This is a genomic window from Aquabacter sediminis (assembly GCF_028863665.1).
Lineage (GTDB): Bacteria > Pseudomonadota > Alphaproteobacteria > Rhizobiales > Xanthobacteraceae > L1I39.
On sequence record NZ_JARBFX010000007.1, the window covers coordinates 105,449 to 122,628 of the forward strand.

The following is a 17,180-nucleotide window of genomic DNA, read 5'->3' on the forward strand; positions in this document are numbered from 1 at the left end:
GGTCCAACTCTGTCGGTCCAGGTCTCATGACGTGACCGAAGGACGGATTGCACGTTTCGCCTGCGTTGGGGAAAGCGATCTCACAATACCGGATTGCCGGGCTCCTGCGCAAGTCCTCCGAAAGGCGCACATCTCATCCGAGTGGTCACAGATTGACGCAGCCAGGACGGGTAAGCCGAAAATCCAGCTTTTCGCTGTATTCTCAATACATTAGCCCATGCGCCCCAGGCGTTCGCCGGGCCTCGGCCCAGACGGGACCCCTTCCACGCCCCGCCCCGCATGGCCTCAAAACGGCTTCAGCACCACCAGGAGAACGATACCGATCATCAGGAGGGTCGGTACCTCGTTGGCGATTCGGTAGAAGCGCGGCGTGTGCTTGCGCTCGTCATTGGCGAATTCCCGCACCCAGCGGGCCAGCATGCCGTGAAAGCCGGAGAGGATGAGCACCAAGGTCAGCTTGGCGTGCATCCAGCCATCCGTGATCCAGCCGCCGTCCCACAGGAGATAGAGCCCGGCGAGCCAGGTGGCGATCATGGCGGGGTTGCAGATGGCTTTCAGCAGCCGCCGTTCCATGACCTTGAACGTCTCGGACTGCTGCGAGCCCACCGGCGCGTCGCAATGATAGACCATCAGGCGCGGCAGGTAGAACATGGCCGCCATCCAGGAGATGACCGCCATGATGTGGAAGGCCTTGATGGACAGATAGAGCATGGCGCGTGTCCCCTCCCCTGCCGAAGTCGGGGGGAGAGGCCTCCCTTGTTCACAGGCTTTGACGGACCTTTTCCACAAGCTTTTCCACATGGGCGACCGGGGTCTCCGGGCGGATGCCGTGGCCCAGGTTGAAAATGTGCCGCGCGCCCGCGAAATCCTTGCGAATATTCAAGATTTCATCCTCCAGCGCGGCCCCGCCGGCAATCATGCGCAGGGGATCAAGATTGCCCTGGACAGCGACCTTATCCACAAGACGCGCGCGCACCGCCTTGCGATCGGCCGTCCAGTCCAGCCCCACCGCATTCACGCCCAAAGCCGCCATGGCCTCCAGGCCCTCCAGGGACGCACCCTTGGGGAAGGCGATGATGCGGGCGCCGGGATGATCGGCCCGCACGCCGGCGACGATCTTGCGCAACGGCTCCACGCACCAGCGCTGGAAAGAGGCGGGATCCAGCACGCCAGACCAGGTGTCGAACACCTGCACCGCATCCGCGCCGGCCGTGATCTGGGCGGACAGATGGGTGATGGAGGCCTCCACCAGCCGGTCGATCAAGGTCTGGAACAGGTCCGGCTGGCGCAAGGCCAGCAGGCGCGCCGGCCCCTGGTCGTCGGTGCCTTGCCCGGCCACCATATAGGTCGCCACCGTCCAGGGAGCCCCGCAGAAGCCGATCAGGGCCGTCTCCCGTGGCAGGCTCGCCCGAACCTGCGAGATGGCCGCGTAGACCGGTCCCACGCGATTTTCATCGAGCCGGCCGGCAAGCCCGGAAATGCCCGCCGCATCCGTGACCGGCTCCAGGCGCGGGCCTTCGCCCACCGCAAAGCGCAGCGGCACGCCCAGCGCATGGGGCACCACCAGGATGTCGGAAAAGATGATGGCCGCATCGAAGGCGAAGCGGCGGATGGGCTGCAGCGTCACCTCGGCGGCCAGAGCCGGATTGTAGCAGAGGGTGAGGAAGTCGCCCGCCTTGGCGCGCACCTCGCGATATTCAGGCAGGTAGCGTCCCGCCTGGCGCATCATCCAGAGCGGCGGCGGGTTGCGGGGTTCGCCATCCAGCACCGCCAGGAAAGGCGAAGAGGGGGACGCCAGCTTCTGGGACGCAGGCTTGTGGCTCTCGGTCATCCAACCCCACTTAAGAAAACAAGATTCTTTTTTAAAAGAGAGAGTCTGTTGGGTATTAACGGTTGATTAACTATTCGCGCGCCGATCGACAACCGCTCCACAGGAAGACACGTCCGCGCACCCCGTTTCGCACCGCCCGCGAACGGCCTCCAAAGCCGGTTAACAAAACACTAACGGCCCGGGTGCGGCGCGGAAATCCCCACTCCTCAACAGGAGGGGGTCTCAAACTGTCCCATGAAGCTGAAATGTGGATGACGATGCCCGCTATCCTGATAGGACGCTTGCGTGGGCCTGAACGGCGTGCCTTCCTGCACCGGCTGTCCACAGGGCCGGGAGGGCCACCGCCGTGGTGAATGCATCCAAGGCTCCCAATCCGAACTATTTCCACCTGCACCTGGTTTCCGACTCCACGGGCGAAACGCTCATCAATGTGGGGCGGGCCGCCTGTGCCCAATATGCGAACGTGCTGCCGATCGAGCACGTCTATCCCCTCGTGCGCTCCATGAAGCAGCTTGAACGGGTGATGGCGGAGATCGACAGCCATCCGGGCATTGTCCTCTACACCATGGTGGACAAGGAGCTGCGGGACCGTCTCAAGCAGGAATGCCAGAATCTGGGCGTGCCCTATCTGTCGGTGCTCGCGCCCGTGGTGCAGCTGTTCCAGGCCTATCTGGGCGGCGAGCCGCAGCCGCGCGTGGGCGGCCAGCACGCGCTGGACGCCACCTATTTCAAGCGCATCGACGCCTTGAACTTCACCGTCATGCATGATGACGGGCACATGACCGACGATTTGGAGCAGGCGGACGTGGTGCTGCTGGGCGTGTCGCGCACCTCCAAGACCCCCACTTCCATTTATCTCGCCAATCGCGGCATCAAGACCGCCAATATCCCGCTGGTGCCCAAGGTGCCGATCCCCCCCAACCTGGAAAAGCTGAAGAAGCCGCTGGTGGTGGGGCTGGTGGCCAGTCCCGAGCGGATCGTGGAAATCCGCCAGAACAGGCTGCTGGGCCTCAACGCCACCTCCGCCAGCCCGTCTTATGTGGACCGCGAGGCGGTGGCGGAGGAGATCGCCTTCTCCCGCCGCCTGTGCGGACGCAATGGCTGGCCGCTGATCGATGTGAGCCGCCGCTCCATCGAGGAAACCGCCGCCGCCATTATCGGCCTCGTCAGCGAACGCCGCCGCCGGAGCATCGTGGAGACATGAATCTGTGGATGGGCGCCGCGCCCTTGGCGCTGGCCTCCAAGAGTGCCGCCCGCCGGGCGGTGCTGGAAGCGGCCGGCATTCCCGTCGAGCCCATCGCGGTCGCGGTGGATGAGCGGGCGGTGGAATGCGCCGCCCCCGCCGCCGAGGCAGCCCCTGACGATGTGGCCCGCCTCCTGGCGCGCACCAAGGCATTGGCCGGCAGCGCGCTGGCGCCCGGCCGGCTGGTGCTGGGCGCCGACCAGACCCTGGCGCTCGGCCCGGTGGCCTTTCACAAGGCGCCGGACATGGCGGCGGCCCGCCTCCAGCTCTCCCGCCTCGCCGGCCGCACCCACGCCCTCCATTCGGCCATCGCGCTGGTGAAGGATGAAGAGGTGCTGTTCGAAACGGTGGAGACCGCCTGCCTCACCATGCGGCCTTTGTCGGATGAGGCGCTCGACGCCTATCTGGAAGCGGCCGGGCCGGCCATCTTGTCCTCCGTGGGCTGCTATCAGCTGGAGGGCCTCGGCGTGCATCTGTTCGAGGCCATTGAGGGCGATCACTTCACCATATTGGGGCTGCCGCTTCTGCCCCTGCTCGGCTTCCTGCGTTCCGAGGGCCTTCTGCCGTGACCTCTCCCAAGCTGTGCATCATCGGCCAGCCCGTGGCCTATTCCCGCTCGCCCTTGCTCCATGGCTATTGGATGGAAAAGCACGGGCTGGCCGGCAGCTATGGCCGCGAGGAGGTGCCGCTGGATGGCGCGGCGGATTTCTTCGCCGGCTTCATTGCGCGCGGTTACACGGGCGGCAACGTTACCGCCCCGGACAAGGAAGTGGCCTTCCGCGCGGTGGCCCATGCGGACGAGACCGCCCGCGCGCTGGGCGCGGTGAACACCCTTTGGGTGGAAGACGGCCGCCTCATGGGGGGCAATACGGATGTCTATGGCTTCATCGCCAATCTCGACGCCAATGCCCCCGGCTGGCGGCAGGCGGACCGGCCGGTGGTGGTGCTGGGGGCGGGCGGGGCTTCGCGCGCCATTCTGTTCGGGCTCCTGAAGGCGGGGGTGGAGCGCATTCACCTCGCCAACCGGACGCTGGAAAAGGCCGAAACGCTGGCCGGCTTGTTTGGCCCCAAGGTCACCGCCCTCCCCCTCGCCGACGTGACGCGGCCCATGGCGGAGGCCGGGGTCCTGGTGAACACCACCTCGCTGGGCATGAAGGGCCATCCGCCGTTGGATCTCGACCTCTCTGTCCTGCCGGACGATGCGGTGGTGACCGATGCGGTCTATGTGCCCTTGGAAACACCGCTCCTGAAGGCCGCGCGGGCACGGGGGCTCAGGGTGGTGGATGGGCTCGGCATGCTCCTCCACCAGGGTGTGCCCGGCTTCGAGCGCTGGTTCGGCGTGCGGCCGGAGGTGGACGAGGCCTTGCGCGCCCGCCTGGTGGAAGACCTGCGCGCCAAGGGCCAGTTGGAGGCCTGATCATGTGGGTGCTCGGGCTCACCGGCTCCATCGGCATGGGCAAGTCCGCCACCGCCGGCATGTTCCGCGCGCTGGGCGTGCCCGTTCATGACGCGGATGCCACCGTGCACGACCTTTATGCCAAGGAAGCGGTGGCCCCCGTGGAGGCCGCCTTTCCCGGCGTGGTGAAGGACGGACGGGTGGACCGCCCGGCCCTCTCCGCGCGTGTGCTGGGTGATGCCGATGCCATGAAGCGGCTGGAGGCCATCGTTCATCCTTTGGTGCGGGCGCGGGAAGAGGCGTTTCTCGCCAAGGCGCGGGCCGCCGGGGCGCGGCTGGTGGTGCTGGACATCCCCCTTCTCCTGGAAACGGGTTCGGCGGGCCGGGTGGATGCGGTGGCGGTGGTGAGCGCTCCGGCAGAGGTGCAGAAGTCCCGCGTGCTGGCGCGCCCCGGCATGAGCGAGGAGCGCTTCGCCCTCATCCTCGCCAAGCAGGTGCCCGACGCCGAGAAGCGCCGCCGTGCCCATTTCCTGATCGATACCGGACGCGGCTTCGACGCCGCCCGGCATCAGGTGGCCGGCGTGGTGCGCGCCTTGAGCGGGCCGGGGCGGCGGGCTTAGGGAGAGACCGGGATTTCTGCCAAGCAACGGGCGGCCAGAAGACGTGCCGCTTCGTCTGTCATGGCCGGGCTTGTCCCGGCCATCCACGCGTGGCGCGCGCGGCGACCCAGGCTTCCGTCAGTCGGTTGGCCGTGGATGCCCGGGACGAGCCCGGGCATGACGGGCGTCCATGTGATATGGACGGCGTGATCCTCAAAGCCGCCCTCAGGAGGCCCCATGCGCGAGATCGTGCTCGACACCGAAACCACGGGCCTGGAAGCCAACAATGGCGACCGGGTGGTGGAGATCGGCTGCGTGGAGATGGTCAACCGCATCCTCACGGGCAATGTCTTCCACGTCTATCTGAACCCCGAGCGGGACATGCCGGTGGAGGCGTTCAACGTCCATGGCCTGTCCAGCGAGTTCCTGGCCGACAAGCCCAAGTTCGCCGAGAAGGCGGACGAGTTCCTTGCCTTCATCGCCGATGACACGCTGGTCATCCACAATGCGGCGTTCGATATTGGCTTCCTGAATGCGGAGCTGGAGCGGGCCGGGCGGCCGGTCATCGCCCGCGACCGGGTGATCGACACGCTGGCGCTCGCCCGCCGCAAGCATCCCGGCGGCCCCAATTCCCTCGACGTGCTGATGAGCCGCTATGGCATTGACAGCTCCAAGCGGGTGAAGCACGGGGCGCTGCTCGACGCGGAATTGCTGGCGGAGGTGTACAGCGAATTGCTGGGCGGCCGGCAGGCCATGCTGGTGGGCCTGGTGGACGAGGAGAATGCCGCGCCCCGCCTCATGTCCGCCGAGAAAATCATCGCCCGCCAGCGACCGGTCCCCCTGCCCCCGCTTTTGACCGCCGACGAACTGGCCGCCCATGCCGCCTTCGTCGCCGAGATGGGCGAAAAGGCCATCTGGGCCACCTATGCCGAGCCCACCGCCGAGGCGCCGCCGGCAGCCTGAAGCTACTCCTCCACCGGCGCGCGGATGTCCTTCAGGCGCGCCGCCAGTTCGGTGAGGTTCTCCAAAAGATGCTCGCAGGCAGCCACCGCCGCCGAGAGTTGGACGAGGCTTGCCCCATCTCCTGAAAAGGCGCCGGACTGGGCGAGACGGTCCATCTGGGCATCGAGCGCGGTGACCGCGCCGCTGGCGGTTTCCAGCGTGGCATCGATGTCGGTGCCCGTCTCGCCCCGCATGCTGGCGGCCAGCGCCCGCGCGACGGTGGCCAGTGCGGCGGCGGCGGCGGTGAGCGCCGGGCCGGCATCGCGGCCCAGCTCCTTGTCCATGGGGTGGGCCGACCCGCGCAGCAGCATGATGACCGTGTGCCAGAGCCGCCGGCCCCCGCGCACCAGGGGGGTCATGTCCCGGCTCTGGCTGAAGAAGAATCCGATCCTCTCGCGCTTGGCCTCCCCCGCTCGTGTGTCGGCGGCGCGCAGGGCGATGCGCACGCGGGTGTTGGTGGCATCGAGCGCGGAGGGGTCAAGCGTGCCCTCCACCAGCCCGCGCGCGCCGAGATCGATCAGTTCCGCGCACCCGTCCAGCACATCCGCCACATGGGGATAGAGATATTCCCGCGCCTTCGAGGGCAGCACCAGCAGCGCGCAGGCCAGCCCCACGGCGCCACCCAGCGAAATTTCCAGGATCCGCTCCAGCCCGGAAATCCAGGGATTCACATGGGAGGGATCCGCCAGCATGACCACGCAGACGGTCACGGGCGCCAGCTTGTAGCTGGCGCTGCGGGCGGCGAGCATAGCCGCCAGGAAGGTGCCCAGCACCAGGAAGCCCAACGTGAGGGAAAAGGACGGGCCGGCCAGGATGGCGAAGCCCACCCCGATAACGCCGCCGGCCAGGGTGCCCAGGCATCGGTCGATGGCGATGGCCAGGCTCGCCCCCAGCGAGGACTGCACCACCAAGATGGCGCTCAGCACCGCCCAATAGCCCTTGGGCAAATCGAGCCACTCGGCCAGCAGATAGGCGAGGAACGCCGCCACCGTGGCCCGCAGCGCGAGGCGGGCATCGGCCAGGGTGAAGCGGGGAAGGGCGGGCAGGCGCATGGGGCGGGGTCTCGCGCGGGGCCATTGGAGATCCTGTCTCAGAATGGGTCTACACTGGATTGCCCCGTCCGACCGGAGTGAATTTTTCCGTTCGCACGAAGACCGGCTATAGGAAAGCCGGCCCGCCCTGCGGGAACCTTCGCCGCGCCTGGGCCTTCACCGGGATGGATGGGTTCCCGGCGGGCCGGGATGACAAAGGCGGGGCTCGGGTCGAAGGTGAAGATCATCGTCAGATGCTATCGCGTCGTCATGGATGCCTTCTGGAGCTTCGTGGCCGATGACGGCTGGGCCATCGCCAGCCACATCGCCCTTTCCGCGCTCATGTCGCTGTTCCCGTTCCTGATCTTCGTCACGTCGCTGGCCGCCTTCCTGGATCTGCGGCCGCTGGCCAACGAGACCATCCAGCTCATCCTGGACACCTGGCCCCAGCAGGTGGCCGAGCCCATCGCCCGCGAGATTTACAACGTGGTCAACCATGTGCGCACGGACCTGCTGACCTTCGGCGTGGCGCTGGCGCTCTATTTCTCCTCCAACGGCATTGAGAGCCTGCGCATCGGCCTCAACCGGGCCTATCAGGTGGCCGAGCGGCGGACCTGGTACCAGCTGCGGCTGGAATCCATCGCCTTCGTGGTGATCGGGGCGGCCGGCATGCTCGCTCTGTCCTTCTTCGTCGTGCTCGGCCCCCTGCTCTGGGAAAAGACGGTGCAGCATGTGCCGGCCCTCAAGCCGTTCGGCAACGTCGTCACCCTCATCCGCATCGCCAGCACCAGTGTGATCCTGATCATCGGCCTGCTGGTGGCCCATCTGTGGCTGCCGGCGGGACGGCGCAGCCTGTTGCAGGTGGCGCCGGGCATCCTGCTCACTTTGATCCTGTGGCTGGTGGCGGCCACCGTGTTCGGCATGTACCTGGCCGAGTTCGCGGGCAATTATGTCACCACCTATGCGGGCCTCGCCTCGGTGATGGTGGCCCTGGTCTTCCTCTATCTCAGCGCCACCATCTTCATCTTCGGCGGCGAGTTCAACGCTGCCATCGCCCGGGCACGCGAAGCGGCGACCCAGCGGCATCTGGCCGCCCTCGCCAAGGCCCGCGAGTGACCATGACGGCCCCTCCGAACCTGCCTGTCCCAAAGCCCGACGGACGCCAATCCCCCACCGCCTTGGCGCTCCAGCGCGGCGTGCTGCGCCATTTCGCGGCGCTGGGGCTCATGGGCATTCCTGAATTCTGCCTGGCGTCGGGCCGGCGGGCGGACATCGCGGCCCTTGATGGCAAGGGCGAGATCACCATCGTGGAGATCAAGTCGTCGGTGGCCGATTTCCGCGCCGATGCCAAATGGCCGGACTACCGGGCCTATTGCGACCGGCTCCTGTTCGCGGTGACCGTGGATTTCCCGGTCGAGATCCTGCCCGAGGAGGTGGGCATCCTGGTGGGCGACGCCTTTGGCGCCCATGTGCTGCGCCCGCCGCCGCTTCATGCGCTGCCGGCGGCCACCCGCAAGACCCTGCTCATCCGCCTCGCCCGCGCCGCCGCCGCTCGCCTTGCCGCGCTGCATGATCCGGATCTGCGGCCTTATGCGGATCTGTGAGCGGTGCAGTGGACAAAGGGCGACGGCTAAGCCAGGCGCGGGGCCCGTTGGGCGCTCGCCCACGCTTTCCCGCTGACCCCCTCCCCAACCCTCCCCCGCTTCGCGGGAGAGGGAGTGGGACCCGCGAGCGGAACGGGTTGTTTGAACCTGACGGACGCTGCCGCTCCCGGCGCAACGAACGCCCTCTCCCGCGAAGCGGGGGAGGGTTGGGGAGGGGGCGAACCGGGAGCGTCGGGATGGACGCAGGGTGAGGAGCGGGCCTGCACCCTCATGCCGGGACAAGCCCGGCCATGACGGATGAAGTGGCCATGAAACAGCCTCAGCGCGGGGCGCGCTTGGCCAGGATGCGCTGGAGCGTGCGGCGGTGCATGGAAAGGCGGCGGGCCGTCTCGGAGACGTTGCGGCCGCACAATTCATAGACCCGCTGGATGTGCTCCCATCGCACCCGGTCCGCCGACATGGGGTTTTCCGGCGGCGAGGGCTTGTGATCCGCGTTCGCCATGAGGGCGGCGACCACGTCGTCCGCATCGGCCGGCTTGGCCAGATAGTCCACCGCGCCCAGCTTCACCGCCGTCACCGCGGTGGCGATGTTGCCATAGCCGGTGAGCACGATGGCGCGGGCTTCGGGCTTCGCCTTCTGCAAGGCGGAGATGACGTCGAGCCCGCTGCCGTCGCCGAGCCGCATGTCCACCACCGCATAGGCCGGGGCAGCAGTCTCCACCTTGGCGAGGCCATCGGCCACGCTCTCGGCGGTGCTGACGGTGAAGCCGCGCGTTTCCATGGCGCGGGCGAGGCGCTGGAGGAAGGAGCGGTCGTCATCGACGATGAGAACGGACGGGTCTCCCTCTGGGGCCATCTGGACGGGTTCAGTCATGGTCAAATTCCTTCGGACTCGGCTTTCTTTGCAGCGTCCCGTCACTTCAAACCATGCGCCGGATCAAAGGTTCATGGTCGGACGTACACCGGCTGTCCCTGGAGTGCGGGACCGCCGCCGTGCCGTTGCGGGCACGGCACCTACGCGAAGCCTTAAACGTTCCTCCGCAGCGACCATGACCCATTGGCGTCGATTTGTCGCGTGATGGCGCGCACAAACCGCCGTTTTCCCGCCGAAAAAGCCGGGAAGCGTCATCTAAGCCATTCAAATGTCGAGGGGAGCGCGGATCGGCCCGCGCGCCTCAGCTCTCCAGGGCCACGGCATTGCGCATCCAGGAGATGCGCACCTGCGCGCCATGGGCGGGGGCAGGGCGGTTTTCCACCCACAGGCTTGCGCCGGTGCGCTCCAGCAGGGTCTTGGCGATGAAAAATCCAAGGCCGAGCCCACTTTCCTCGTCCGCCGCCTCGCGGTCGCGGGCCCGGCTCGTCACATAGGGCTGGCCGATGCGATCGGAGACCTCCGGCGAAAAGCCCGGCCCGTCGTCGGAGACTGTGATCTCCATGCGGGTGGTGGTCCAGCGCGCTTCCAGCTCCACGCGGCTGTCGGCGAAGTCCACCGCATTCTCCACCAGATTGCCGAGGCCGTAGATGAGGCCGGGATTGCGGTCCATCACCGGCTCGTCGGTGCGGTCCTCCGGCAGGTGAACGGTGATGGTGATGCCGAAATCCCGATGGGGACCGACCACCTCCTCCAGAAGGAGCGAGAGGGGCATGCGGTCGAAGGGGGCATCGCCAGAGCCCAGCGAGGTCAGCTTCTGGAGGATGTCCCGGCACCGGCGCACCTGGTCGCGCAGGAGCACGATGTCTTCCGCATGGGGATCGTCGGGCGTGCAGGAGCGCTCCATCTCCTTCACCACCAGGGCGATGGTGGCGAGCGGCGTGCCCAGCTCATGGGCGGCGGCGGCGGCGAGGCCGTCGAGCTGGGAGAGGTGCTGCTCGCGGGCGAGCACCAGTTCGGTGGCGGCGAGCGCATCGGCCAGCTCCCGCGCCTCCTCCGCCACCCGCCAGGAATGCAGGCCGATGAAGCCGATGGCCACCGACAGCGCCACCCAGGTGCCGGCCAGGAACAGGTTCGGCAGTTCCGGCTCGCTCGGCCCCATCCAGGGGAGCGGCTGGTGCCAGAGCCCCACGATGCCGGCGCAGAACACCGCGAAGACGCCCAGAAGCACGGTGGTGGTCCAGGACAGGGCGGTGGCCGAGATCATCACCGGCGCCAGGAACAGAAGCGCGAACGGATTGTTCAATCCCCCCGTGAGGTACAAGAGGGCGGTGAGTTGCAGCACGTCATAGGCGAGGAGGGGTCCCGCGGCCACGTCCGAGAGCCGTCGCGCCACCGGAAAGCGCACCCGCAGCAGGATGTTGAGCACCACCGAGAGGCCCACCACCGCAAGGCACGGGGCGAGCGGCAAGGGAAAGCCCAGCAGCAGATAGACCACCAGGATGGAGAGCGTCTGCCCGGCCACCGCCAGCCAGCGCAGGCGGATCAGCGTGTCGAGCCGAAGACCGAGAGATCTTCCGTTGGGGAAGCTTGCAAAAGCCGATGGCATGGCGCGTGCGGGCCGTTTCACTCAGTGGTTGGTTAGTTTCAGGAAAGCAATCTTGTGCATCATGACGTGTCACGTCTGAGGGATCTTTGGCGGAGATTGACGGTTTGACACTTTGACGACACCTTCGACGGAACAACACAATCGAGGAACGACCATGGCCATCGGTGAGTTCAGCGGCCCGGCCCGTCTGCCCGGAAGTGGCAGCGCAGCGCTCTCGTCACCCCTGTACTGGATGTACGAGATGACGCACGCCGCGCTCAATCCATCGCGCGCCCTGGCGGATGCGAGCCGTCTCATTTTCGAGAACCCCCTCAATCCGGCCGCCCACACCACCATGGGCAAGTCCATGGCGGCTGCCATCGAGCTGTTCGAGCGCACGACGCGGCGCTATGCCAAGCCCGACTGGCGCCTCACCCATACCGTGGTGGGCGGGGAGCGGATACCCGTTCACGTCAATACCGTATGGTCCCGGCCGTTTTGTCGCCTGCTGCATTTCGAGCGCGCCTTTTCCCAGCCGCCGCGCCGCCCGCAGCCGCGCCTGGTGGTGGTGGCGCCCATGTCCGGCCATCACGCCACGCTCCTGCGCGGCACGGTGGAAGCCTTCCTGCCCACCCACGACGTCTATGTGACCGACTGGATCGACGCCAAGCTGGTACCCCTCTCGGAAGGCCATTTCAGCCTGTCGGACTATGTGGACTACCTCATCTCCATCTTCCACCGCATGGGCGGCGACTGTCATGTGCTGGCGGTCTGCCAGCCGGCGGTGCCCGTTCTCATGGCCATCGCGCGCATGGAAGAAGAGGGTGACCCGCTGGCCCCCAAGTCCATGGTGCTCATGGGCGGCCCCATCGACACCCGGCAGGCGCCCACCGCCGTGAACCGGCTCGCCGAGAGCAAGGGCATCGATTTCTTCCGCCGCAATGTCATCACCACCGTGCCCTGGCCCCATGCGGGCGCCATGCGGCAGGTCTATCCGGGCTTCCTGCAGCTGAACGGCTTCATGAGCATGAACCTGGATCGCCATCTCCAGGCTCATTACGACCTGTTCCGCCATCTCATCCAGGGCGACGGCGATTCCGCCGAGAAGCACCGCGAATTCTATGACGAGTATCTGGCGGTGATGGACCTGTCCGCCGAGTTCTATCTGGAGACGGTGGAGCAGGTGTTCATCCGCCATGCCCTTCCCAAGGGCGAGATGTTCCATCACGGCGCCCGCGTGCGGCCGGAGACCATCCGCAACGTGGCGCTCATGACCGTGGAAGGCGAGAAGGACGACATTTCCGGCGTCGGCCAGACCTATGCCGCCCACACCTTGTGCCCGCTGATCCCGGACGAGAAGCGCGCCCATTGGGTGCAGCCGGGCGTCGGCCATTATGGCGTCTTCAACGGCTCGCGCTTCCGCTCGGAAATCGCGCCGCGCATTTCCGATTTCATCCTGTCGAACAACTGGCCGCGCAACCGCGACAACGTGGTCACGCCCCGGTTCGGCGATCGGGCCGCGCCCGGCGCGGAATGAAAGCGGCCCGCGAAGTCTCGCGGGCGTCTTTCACAATCTTTCGCTGTTCTTCCCGCTTAAGCCGGTAAGGGCTGGAACCTTTTGGCCGATCCCCAGCCAATTGGCATCGAGGACTAGCGCATCTGAGCGAATTCCCCCACATTTCCTGAAATGGAAAGCGAGACGTCCCCGTCATGGGGGCGTGCAAGGTGGGGAATGCTGTTTCGGCGGCGCGACAGGCATCCGCCCCCGCCTCCCGGCGGAGAGTGGATCGAGCTGCGGCTGGACGATGAGGTGGTGAAGGTGGCGGTGCGCCGTCATCCCTCCGCCCGTCGCCTGACGCTGCGCGTGCGCACGGCCACCCGCGACGTGGCGCTCACCGCGCCGCCCCATGTCTCCTTCGCCACCGCCAGTGATTTCGTCGCCCGCCACGTGGACTGGGTCCGCGCCCGCCTGGTGCGCCTGCCGGAAACGGTGCCATTCGTGCCAGGCGAGACCATCCCGCTGCGCGGCGTGCCCCATCTCATTGTCCATCGGCCGGGTGCCCGTGGCACCTGCTGGGAGGAGGAGGGGGCGGACGGGATGCGGCTTCTGTGCGTGGCTGGCGAGGAGCCCCATGTGGCGCGCCGGGTCCTCGATCACCTGAAGCGGCTTGCCCGCGCCGAATTGAAGGCGGCGGTGGCCCGTCATGCGGTGTCCCTGAAGGTGACGGTGGGCCCGATCACACTCCGCGACACCTCCAGCCGCTGGGGCTCGTGCTCGGCGGACGGCAAGCTTTCCTTTTCGTGGCGGCTGATCCTCGCCCCACCCTTCGTGCTGGACTATCTGGCCGCCCATGAGGTGGCCCATCGGCTGGAGATGAATCACGGCCCCCATTTCTGGCGGCATGTGGAGCGCGTCTATCCCGACCGGCGCACGGCGGAAGCCTGGCTGCGCGCCCATGGCGCCGGCCTCCACCGCTTCGGCGCGGCGGGCTGAGACCCCCCATCGGGCGGCCCGGGACGCGCCCGGGCTCGCCTTCTTTCTGCAAGGATCAGCGCTTTCCGCCCAGCGCGAAACGGCCGGCGCCGGAGACGAAATAGAACATGGTGCCGCCGACGATGGCCATGTTCTTCAGGAACTGGATCTGCTGGCCCATGGCCATGGCCGGGTCGGCGATTTCCCAGAAACGGTGCGAGGTGAGCGTCGCCACCAGCACGAAGCCGCCGGCGAGCACCGCTGTCACACGCGGCACCAGGCCCAGCACGAGGAGGATGGGCGCCGCGGTCTCGGCAACGCCGGCCGCAATGGCCAGGATTTCGGGCATGGGCAGTCCCTTGGCGGCCAGCATCTGGGTGGTGCCGCCAATGTCCATCAGCTTCTTCACGCCCGAGGGCAGAAGCAGGGCGGCCATCAGGATACGGCCGGTCAGAAGGGCGAGATCGTCCAGGAAGCGCATGAAATCCTCGTCAGCAGGCTGAATCGAGGTCTTCTTCATGCTGCACCGCAAAATCTCAATGCGGGAGGGGCGCACGATGACGTGAGGACGGCGGGGTCCGCCCCCTCCTCGCCCCCATGTCCGCACACAAGCCCGTGAGCGCCTACCAGTGCCGGCCGAGGGAGAGCGAGAAGCGCCCCGGCCCGGTGACCAGATAGAACATCAACCCGCCCACGATGCCGAGATTCTTCAGGAACTGGATGAATTGCAGGTCCCACTGGGCAGCGGGAAAGGTCCAGAATTTGTGCGAGACGAAGGTCGCCACCAAGGTGAAGGCGATCAGCCCGAGGGCGGAGAGGCGCGGAAAGACGCCGAGCAGGATGGCCAGCGGGCCGGCAATCTCCACCGCAATGCCGAGCACGGTGAGCACTTCCGGATAGGGCAGGCCGCTCTTCACCAGGCTTTGGGTCAGCAGCGCATCGGGATTGGTGAGCTTGTGGACCCCCACCGGCAGGAACAAGGCGGTGATCAGAAGCCGCCCCAGAAGCAGAATGACATCGTTCAGCCGGTCCATGCGCCCCTCCCCGTCCGCCTCCGGGCGGAACGGGGAAAGCTTAGGCGTCGCCTTTGCGGGCCGGAAGCCCCGGGCGGGTGTTCTGTCCCTAGCGCCCGCCCTTGCGCCCGCGCCCCGCGCTGAACAGGAGATGCGCCGCCAGGGGCATGGCGATGGACAGGCTCGCGAAGCGGAAAATGTGGTGGGCGCTCATGAAGGCGGGATCGAAGCCCAGGGCAAAGCCCAGGACGCTCATGGTCTCCAGCGCCCCCGGCGCAAACGCCATGACCAGCTTGCCGATCTCGTCTCCGGTCAGCCAGGCGGCCAGCAGGGCGAACGCGCCGGAAATGGCCAGTGCGACGAGCACCGCCGCCAGCGCCGCCAGGGCACTTGCCCGAAGGTCGGCAAGCCGCGTGCCCTCGAACCGCATGCCGACGCCGGCCCCCAGGATGATGAAGCTGGGCACCAGCAGGGCGTCGGGCAGTTGCGCGTCCACGAGCCCGGTGCCGTGCAGCACGGCGCTTCCCGCCAGCGCGCCCACCAGCAGGCCGCCGGGCACCCGCGCCCGCGCCGCCGCCATGCCGGTGGCAAGGCTGACCGCCAGCATCAGCGCCACCTGCGGCCAGTCGGTCTCATGGGCGGGGACCGCGATGGTGCCATGCCCCACCCCGGATGCCCCGATGAGATGGGGCAGGGCGGCCACCAGTACGAACAGGCGCAGCGACTGGCCGAGCGCCACCTTGCGCATGTCGGCGCCGGAGGTGGCGGCCATGGCCATCACCGCCGAGAGCGCCCCGGGAATGGAGGCATAGAAGGCGGTCTCGAAGGGCCAGCGGGCGATCCAGCACAGGAAGGCGGTCACCCCCAGCACGACGGCCACCACGCTCAGCGCCAGGAGCGCCATGGAGACGGGCCAGGTGGCGGCGCGGGCCAGCATGTCCGGGGAGATGGCCGTCCCCATGGAGCAGCCGAGCACCAGGAAGGCGCAGAAGCGGATGGGGTCCGGCACGCGCGTCGGCGCCCCGCAGAGCGCGAGGACCGTGACCGCGATGAGGGCGCCGGAGATCCAGGGCGCGGGAATGCCGAGCGCGTGGCAGGCGAGCCCGCCGAGCGTGCCGGCCACCAGAGTGAGGGTGGCCGGAAGGGCGGCGGCCCGCGCGTCACGGCGCAGGCGATGGAGGGCGTTGGCCGGAAAGACGAACCGCATGAAAGATCAGGCGCGCCCCTTGATCCAGCGGGCGAGGCGCTGGGCGGCCTCGTCCAACTGATGGGCGCCGCGGGCGAAGCACAGGCGCAGGAAGCCCTCGCCGCCGGCGCCGAAGGCGGTGCCGGGCGCAAGGCCCACATTGGCCTCGTCCACCAGCTTCAGGCCGAGCTTGCGCACGTCGCTTTCGCCGGCGATGCCGAAGAAGAGGTAGAAGGCGCCGGGCGGCTTCACCAGGTCCACCTTGCCGGTGGCCAGCAGCGTGTCGGCGACCAGGTCGCGGCCGAGGCGGGCGCGGGCGATCTGCTCCTTCACGAAGGGCTCGCCTTCCTCCAGCGCCGCGATCGCCCCGCGCTGCATGAAGGCGGCGACCCCCGAGGTGGAATATTGCACGAGATTTTCGATCACCTGACCCAAAGCGGGGGGCGCCTCGATCCAGCCGATGCGCCAGCCGGTCATGGCCCAGTTCTTTGAGAAGGTCTGCACGAAGAGGATGTGGTCGTCGGGCGCCATCACGTCATGGAAGGAGGGGGCCCGCTCGCCCCCCTCATAATAGAAGCGCCCATAGATCTCGTCGGCGATGATCCACAGCCCCTTGGCGCGGGCCAGCGCCAGCAGGGCTTTCAGGTCGTCATGGGTGGCGACGAAGCCGGTGGGGTTAGCGGGCGTGTTGATGAAGAGGGCGCGGGTGCGCGGCGTCACGGCGGCGGCGATGCGGTCGATGTCCAGGGTGAAGCCCTCCGGCCCATAGGCCAGCGGCACCTCCACCGCAGTGGCGCCTGCCTTCTGGGCGGCCGCCGCCGCATTGGGCCAGGCGGGGGTGGGCAGGATCATCTCGTCGCCCGCGCCCAGCGCCAGGGCCACCGCCACATGGATGGCCTGCATGCCCGAGCCGGTGACGAAATAGCGGGTGGGATCCGCCGGCACGCCATAGAGCTCCGCATGATAGCGGGCCAGCGCATCGCGCAGCTCGGGAATGCCGCGCTGCCAGGTGTAGAAGGTCTCGCCCCCATGGAGCGCCTTGGCGGCGGCCTCGCAGATGAAAGCGGGGGTGGGCACGTCGCCCTCGCCGGCCCAGAGCGGGATCATGCCGGGGCGGTTGCGGCCGTAATTCATCACCTCGACGATGCCGCTCTCCGGCAAGGCGCGCACATGGTCGCGCACGCGGTCGAGGAAGGGGTCGGAGGCGGATTCGAGCGGCAAGGCAGGGGAGGGGGAGGCAGTCATGGCGGGTTCCGGGCGGGGCGGCGCGCACCCCTGGTCGGCGGGTGGACGGACCATACAGGCAGACGGGCGCGCCTTCTCATCAAAACCCGTGATCCAGA

18 protein-coding genes are annotated in these 17,180 nt (G+C 67.7%); 9 read left to right on the forward strand and 9 right to left on the reverse strand.

All coding sequences use genetic code 11. The features are described 5' to 3' along the window. Positions 1-285: 285 nt before the first annotated feature. Both hemJ and hemE read right to left on the reverse strand, forming a co-directional pair. Positions 286-711: a protoporphyrinogen oxidase HemJ gene (gene hemJ / locus PV781_RS15715; RefSeq protein WP_274776579.1), complete on the reverse strand. Its 426-nt coding sequence runs from the start codon at positions 709-711 to the stop codon at positions 286-288. Positions 712-760: 49 nt separating this feature from the next. Further along, positions 761-1,831: a uroporphyrinogen decarboxylase gene (gene hemE / locus PV781_RS15720; RefSeq protein WP_274776580.1), complete on the reverse strand. Its 1,071-nt coding sequence runs from the start codon at positions 1,829-1,831 to the stop codon at positions 761-763. A 349-nt stretch (positions 1,832-2,180) separates the two neighbouring features. Between hemE and PV781_RS15725 the strand changes: the two genes are divergently transcribed. The 5 genes from PV781_RS15725 (at position 2,181) to dnaQ (ending at position 6,032) form a co-directional block, all read left to right on the forward strand. Continuing rightward, a complete protein-coding gene (locus PV781_RS15725) occupies positions 2,181-3,035 on the forward strand; it encodes a pyruvate, water dikinase regulatory protein (RefSeq protein ID WP_274776709.1) in 855 nt (284 codons plus the stop codon). Next, entirely contained in the window at positions 3,032-3,643 is a 612-nt protein-coding gene (locus tag PV781_RS15730) for a Maf family protein (RefSeq protein WP_274776581.1), read from the forward strand. Before PV781_RS15725 ends, PV781_RS15730 begins: the two co-directional genes overlap by 4 nt. Further along, entirely contained in the window at positions 3,640-4,491 is an 852-nt protein-coding gene (locus PV781_RS15735; protein WP_274776582.1) for a shikimate dehydrogenase, read from the forward strand. The genes PV781_RS15730 and PV781_RS15735 overlap by 4 nt, the downstream gene beginning before the upstream one ends. A gap of 2 nt (positions 4,492-4,493) precedes the next feature. Then, positions 4,494-5,090: a dephospho-CoA kinase gene (gene coaE / locus PV781_RS15740; RefSeq protein ID WP_274776583.1), complete on the forward strand. Its 597-nt coding sequence runs from the start codon at positions 4,494-4,496 to the stop codon at positions 5,088-5,090. Positions 5,091-5,306: 216 nt separating this feature from the next. Further along, positions 5,307-6,032, forward strand: a complete 726-nt coding sequence (gene dnaQ / locus PV781_RS15745; protein ID WP_274776584.1) for a DNA polymerase III subunit epsilon — start codon at positions 5,307-5,309, stop codon at positions 6,030-6,032. A 2-nt stretch (positions 6,033-6,034) separates the two neighbouring features. Here dnaQ and PV781_RS15750 read toward each other — a convergent pair whose 3' ends face one another. Beyond that, positions 6,035-7,123 carry an FUSC family protein gene (locus PV781_RS15750; protein WP_274776585.1) on the reverse strand — a complete coding sequence of 363 codons (1,089 nt, stop codon included), beginning with the start codon at positions 7,121-7,123 and terminating at the stop codon, positions 6,035-6,037. Between the two features lie 189 nt (positions 7,124-7,312). Here PV781_RS15750 and PV781_RS15755 point away from each other — a divergent pair, with 189 nt between their 5' ends. Continuing rightward, the gene (locus tag PV781_RS15755; RefSeq protein WP_274776586.1) at positions 7,313-8,218 is read left to right on the forward strand and encodes a YihY/virulence factor BrkB family protein; all 906 of its coding nucleotides are present in this window, start codon (positions 7,313-7,315) and stop codon (positions 8,216-8,218) included. Positions 8,219-8,220: 2 nt separating this feature from the next. Beyond that, positions 8,221-8,706, forward strand: coding sequence for an MmcB family DNA repair protein (locus PV781_RS15760; protein ID WP_274776587.1), 486 nt, complete (start codon positions 8,221-8,223; stop codon positions 8,704-8,706). Between the two features lie 319 nt (positions 8,707-9,025). Here the strand turns inward: PV781_RS15760 and PV781_RS15765 are convergent, their stop codons facing one another. Both PV781_RS15765 and PV781_RS15770 read right to left on the reverse strand, forming a co-directional pair. Beyond that, complete coding sequence (locus tag PV781_RS15765) at positions 9,026-9,580, reverse strand: ActR/PrrA/RegA family redox response regulator transcription factor (RefSeq protein ID WP_274776588.1); 555 nt, start codon at positions 9,578-9,580, stop codon at positions 9,026-9,028. Positions 9,581-9,881: 301 nt separating this feature from the next. After that, the gene (locus PV781_RS15770) at positions 9,882-11,186 is read right to left on the reverse strand and encodes an ActS/PrrB/RegB family redox-sensitive histidine kinase (protein WP_274776589.1); all 1,305 of its coding nucleotides are present in this window, start codon (positions 11,184-11,186) and stop codon (positions 9,882-9,884) included. Positions 11,187-11,340: 154 nt separating this feature from the next. On the opposite strand from PV781_RS15770, the gene PV781_RS15775 reads away from it, so the two are divergent. Both PV781_RS15775 and PV781_RS15780 read left to right on the forward strand, forming a co-directional pair. Continuing rightward, complete coding sequence (locus PV781_RS15775; protein WP_274776590.1) at positions 11,341-12,702, forward strand: polyhydroxyalkanoate depolymerase; 1,362 nt, start codon at positions 11,341-11,343, stop codon at positions 12,700-12,702. A gap of 195 nt (positions 12,703-12,897) precedes the next feature. Continuing rightward, the gene (locus tag PV781_RS15780) at positions 12,898-13,659 is read left to right on the forward strand and encodes a M48 family metallopeptidase (RefSeq protein WP_274776591.1); all 762 of its coding nucleotides are present in this window, start codon (positions 12,898-12,900) and stop codon (positions 13,657-13,659) included. 55 nt (positions 13,660-13,714) lie between these two features. Here PV781_RS15780 and PV781_RS15785 read toward each other — a convergent pair whose 3' ends face one another. The 4 genes from PV781_RS15785 to PV781_RS15800 all read right to left on the reverse strand — a co-directional run bounded on the left by PV781_RS15785 (position 13,715) and on the right by PV781_RS15800 (position 17,082). Beyond that, the gene (locus PV781_RS15785) at positions 13,715-14,158 is read right to left on the reverse strand and encodes a DoxX family protein (protein WP_274776592.1); all 444 of its coding nucleotides are present in this window, start codon (positions 14,156-14,158) and stop codon (positions 13,715-13,717) included. A 103-nt stretch (positions 14,159-14,261) separates the two neighbouring features. Further along, a complete protein-coding gene (locus PV781_RS15790) occupies positions 14,262-14,672 on the reverse strand; it encodes a DoxX family protein (protein ID WP_274776593.1) in 411 nt (136 codons plus the stop codon). Positions 14,673-14,760: 88 nt separating this feature from the next. Then, on the reverse strand, positions 14,761-15,858 hold the full coding sequence (locus PV781_RS15795; protein WP_274776594.1) for an AbrB family transcriptional regulator: 1,098 nt from the start codon (positions 15,856-15,858) through the stop codon (positions 14,761-14,763). A gap of 6 nt (positions 15,859-15,864) precedes the next feature. Next, the gene (locus tag PV781_RS15800; protein WP_274776595.1) at positions 15,865-17,082 is read right to left on the reverse strand and encodes a pyridoxal phosphate-dependent aminotransferase; all 1,218 of its coding nucleotides are present in this window, start codon (positions 17,080-17,082) and stop codon (positions 15,865-15,867) included. Between the last annotated feature and the right edge of the window lie 98 nt (positions 17,083-17,180).

What these genes read in the sequence shown, in the direction of transcription:
- hemJ (WP_274776579.1), bottom strand. Translation starts at nt 711, where the DNA reads ATGCTCTATCTGTCCATCAAGGCCTTCCACATCATGGCGGTCATCTCC.
- hemE (WP_274776580.1), bottom strand. Translation starts at nt 1,831, where the DNA reads ATGACCGAGAGCCACAAGCCTGCGTCCCAGAAGCTGGCGTCCCCCTCT.
- PV781_RS15730 (WP_274776581.1), top strand. Translation starts at nt 3,032, where the DNA reads ATGAATCTGTGGATGGGCGCCGCGCCCTTGGCGCTGGCCTCCAAGAGT.
- coaE (WP_274776583.1), top strand. Translation starts at nt 4,494, where the DNA reads ATGTGGGTGCTCGGGCTCACCGGCTCCATCGGCATGGGCAAGTCCGCC.
- dnaQ (WP_274776584.1), top strand. Translation starts at nt 5,307, where the DNA reads ATGCGCGAGATCGTGCTCGACACCGAAACCACGGGCCTGGAAGCCAAC.
- PV781_RS15750 (WP_274776585.1), bottom strand. Translation starts at nt 7,123, where the DNA reads ATGCGCCTGCCCGCCCTTCCCCGCTTCACCCTGGCCGATGCCCGCCTC.
- PV781_RS15755 (WP_274776586.1), top strand. Translation starts at nt 7,313, where the DNA reads ATGACAAAGGCGGGGCTCGGGTCGAAGGTGAAGATCATCGTCAGATGC.
- PV781_RS15760 (WP_274776587.1), top strand. Translation starts at nt 8,221, where the DNA reads ATGACGGCCCCTCCGAACCTGCCTGTCCCAAAGCCCGACGGACGCCAA.
- PV781_RS15765 (WP_274776588.1), bottom strand. Translation starts at nt 9,580, where the DNA reads ATGACTGAACCCGTCCAGATGGCCCCAGAGGGAGACCCGTCCGTTCTC.
- PV781_RS15770 (WP_274776589.1), bottom strand. Translation starts at nt 11,186, where the DNA reads ATGCCATCGGCTTTTGCAAGCTTCCCCAACGGAAGATCTCTCGGTCTT.
- PV781_RS15775 (WP_274776590.1), top strand. Translation starts at nt 11,341, where the DNA reads ATGGCCATCGGTGAGTTCAGCGGCCCGGCCCGTCTGCCCGGAAGTGGC.
- PV781_RS15780 (WP_274776591.1), top strand. Translation starts at nt 12,898, where the DNA reads ATGCTGTTTCGGCGGCGCGACAGGCATCCGCCCCCGCCTCCCGGCGGA.
- PV781_RS15785 (WP_274776592.1), bottom strand. Translation starts at nt 14,158, where the DNA reads ATGAAGAAGACCTCGATTCAGCCTGCTGACGAGGATTTCATGCGCTTC.
- PV781_RS15790 (WP_274776593.1), bottom strand. Translation starts at nt 14,672, where the DNA reads ATGGACCGGCTGAACGATGTCATTCTGCTTCTGGGGCGGCTTCTGATC.
- PV781_RS15795 (WP_274776594.1), bottom strand. Translation starts at nt 15,858, where the DNA reads ATGCGGTTCGTCTTTCCGGCCAACGCCCTCCATCGCCTGCGCCGTGAC.
- PV781_RS15800 (WP_274776595.1), bottom strand. Translation starts at nt 17,082, where the DNA reads ATGACTGCCTCCCCCTCCCCTGCCTTGCCGCTCGAATCCGCCTCCGAC.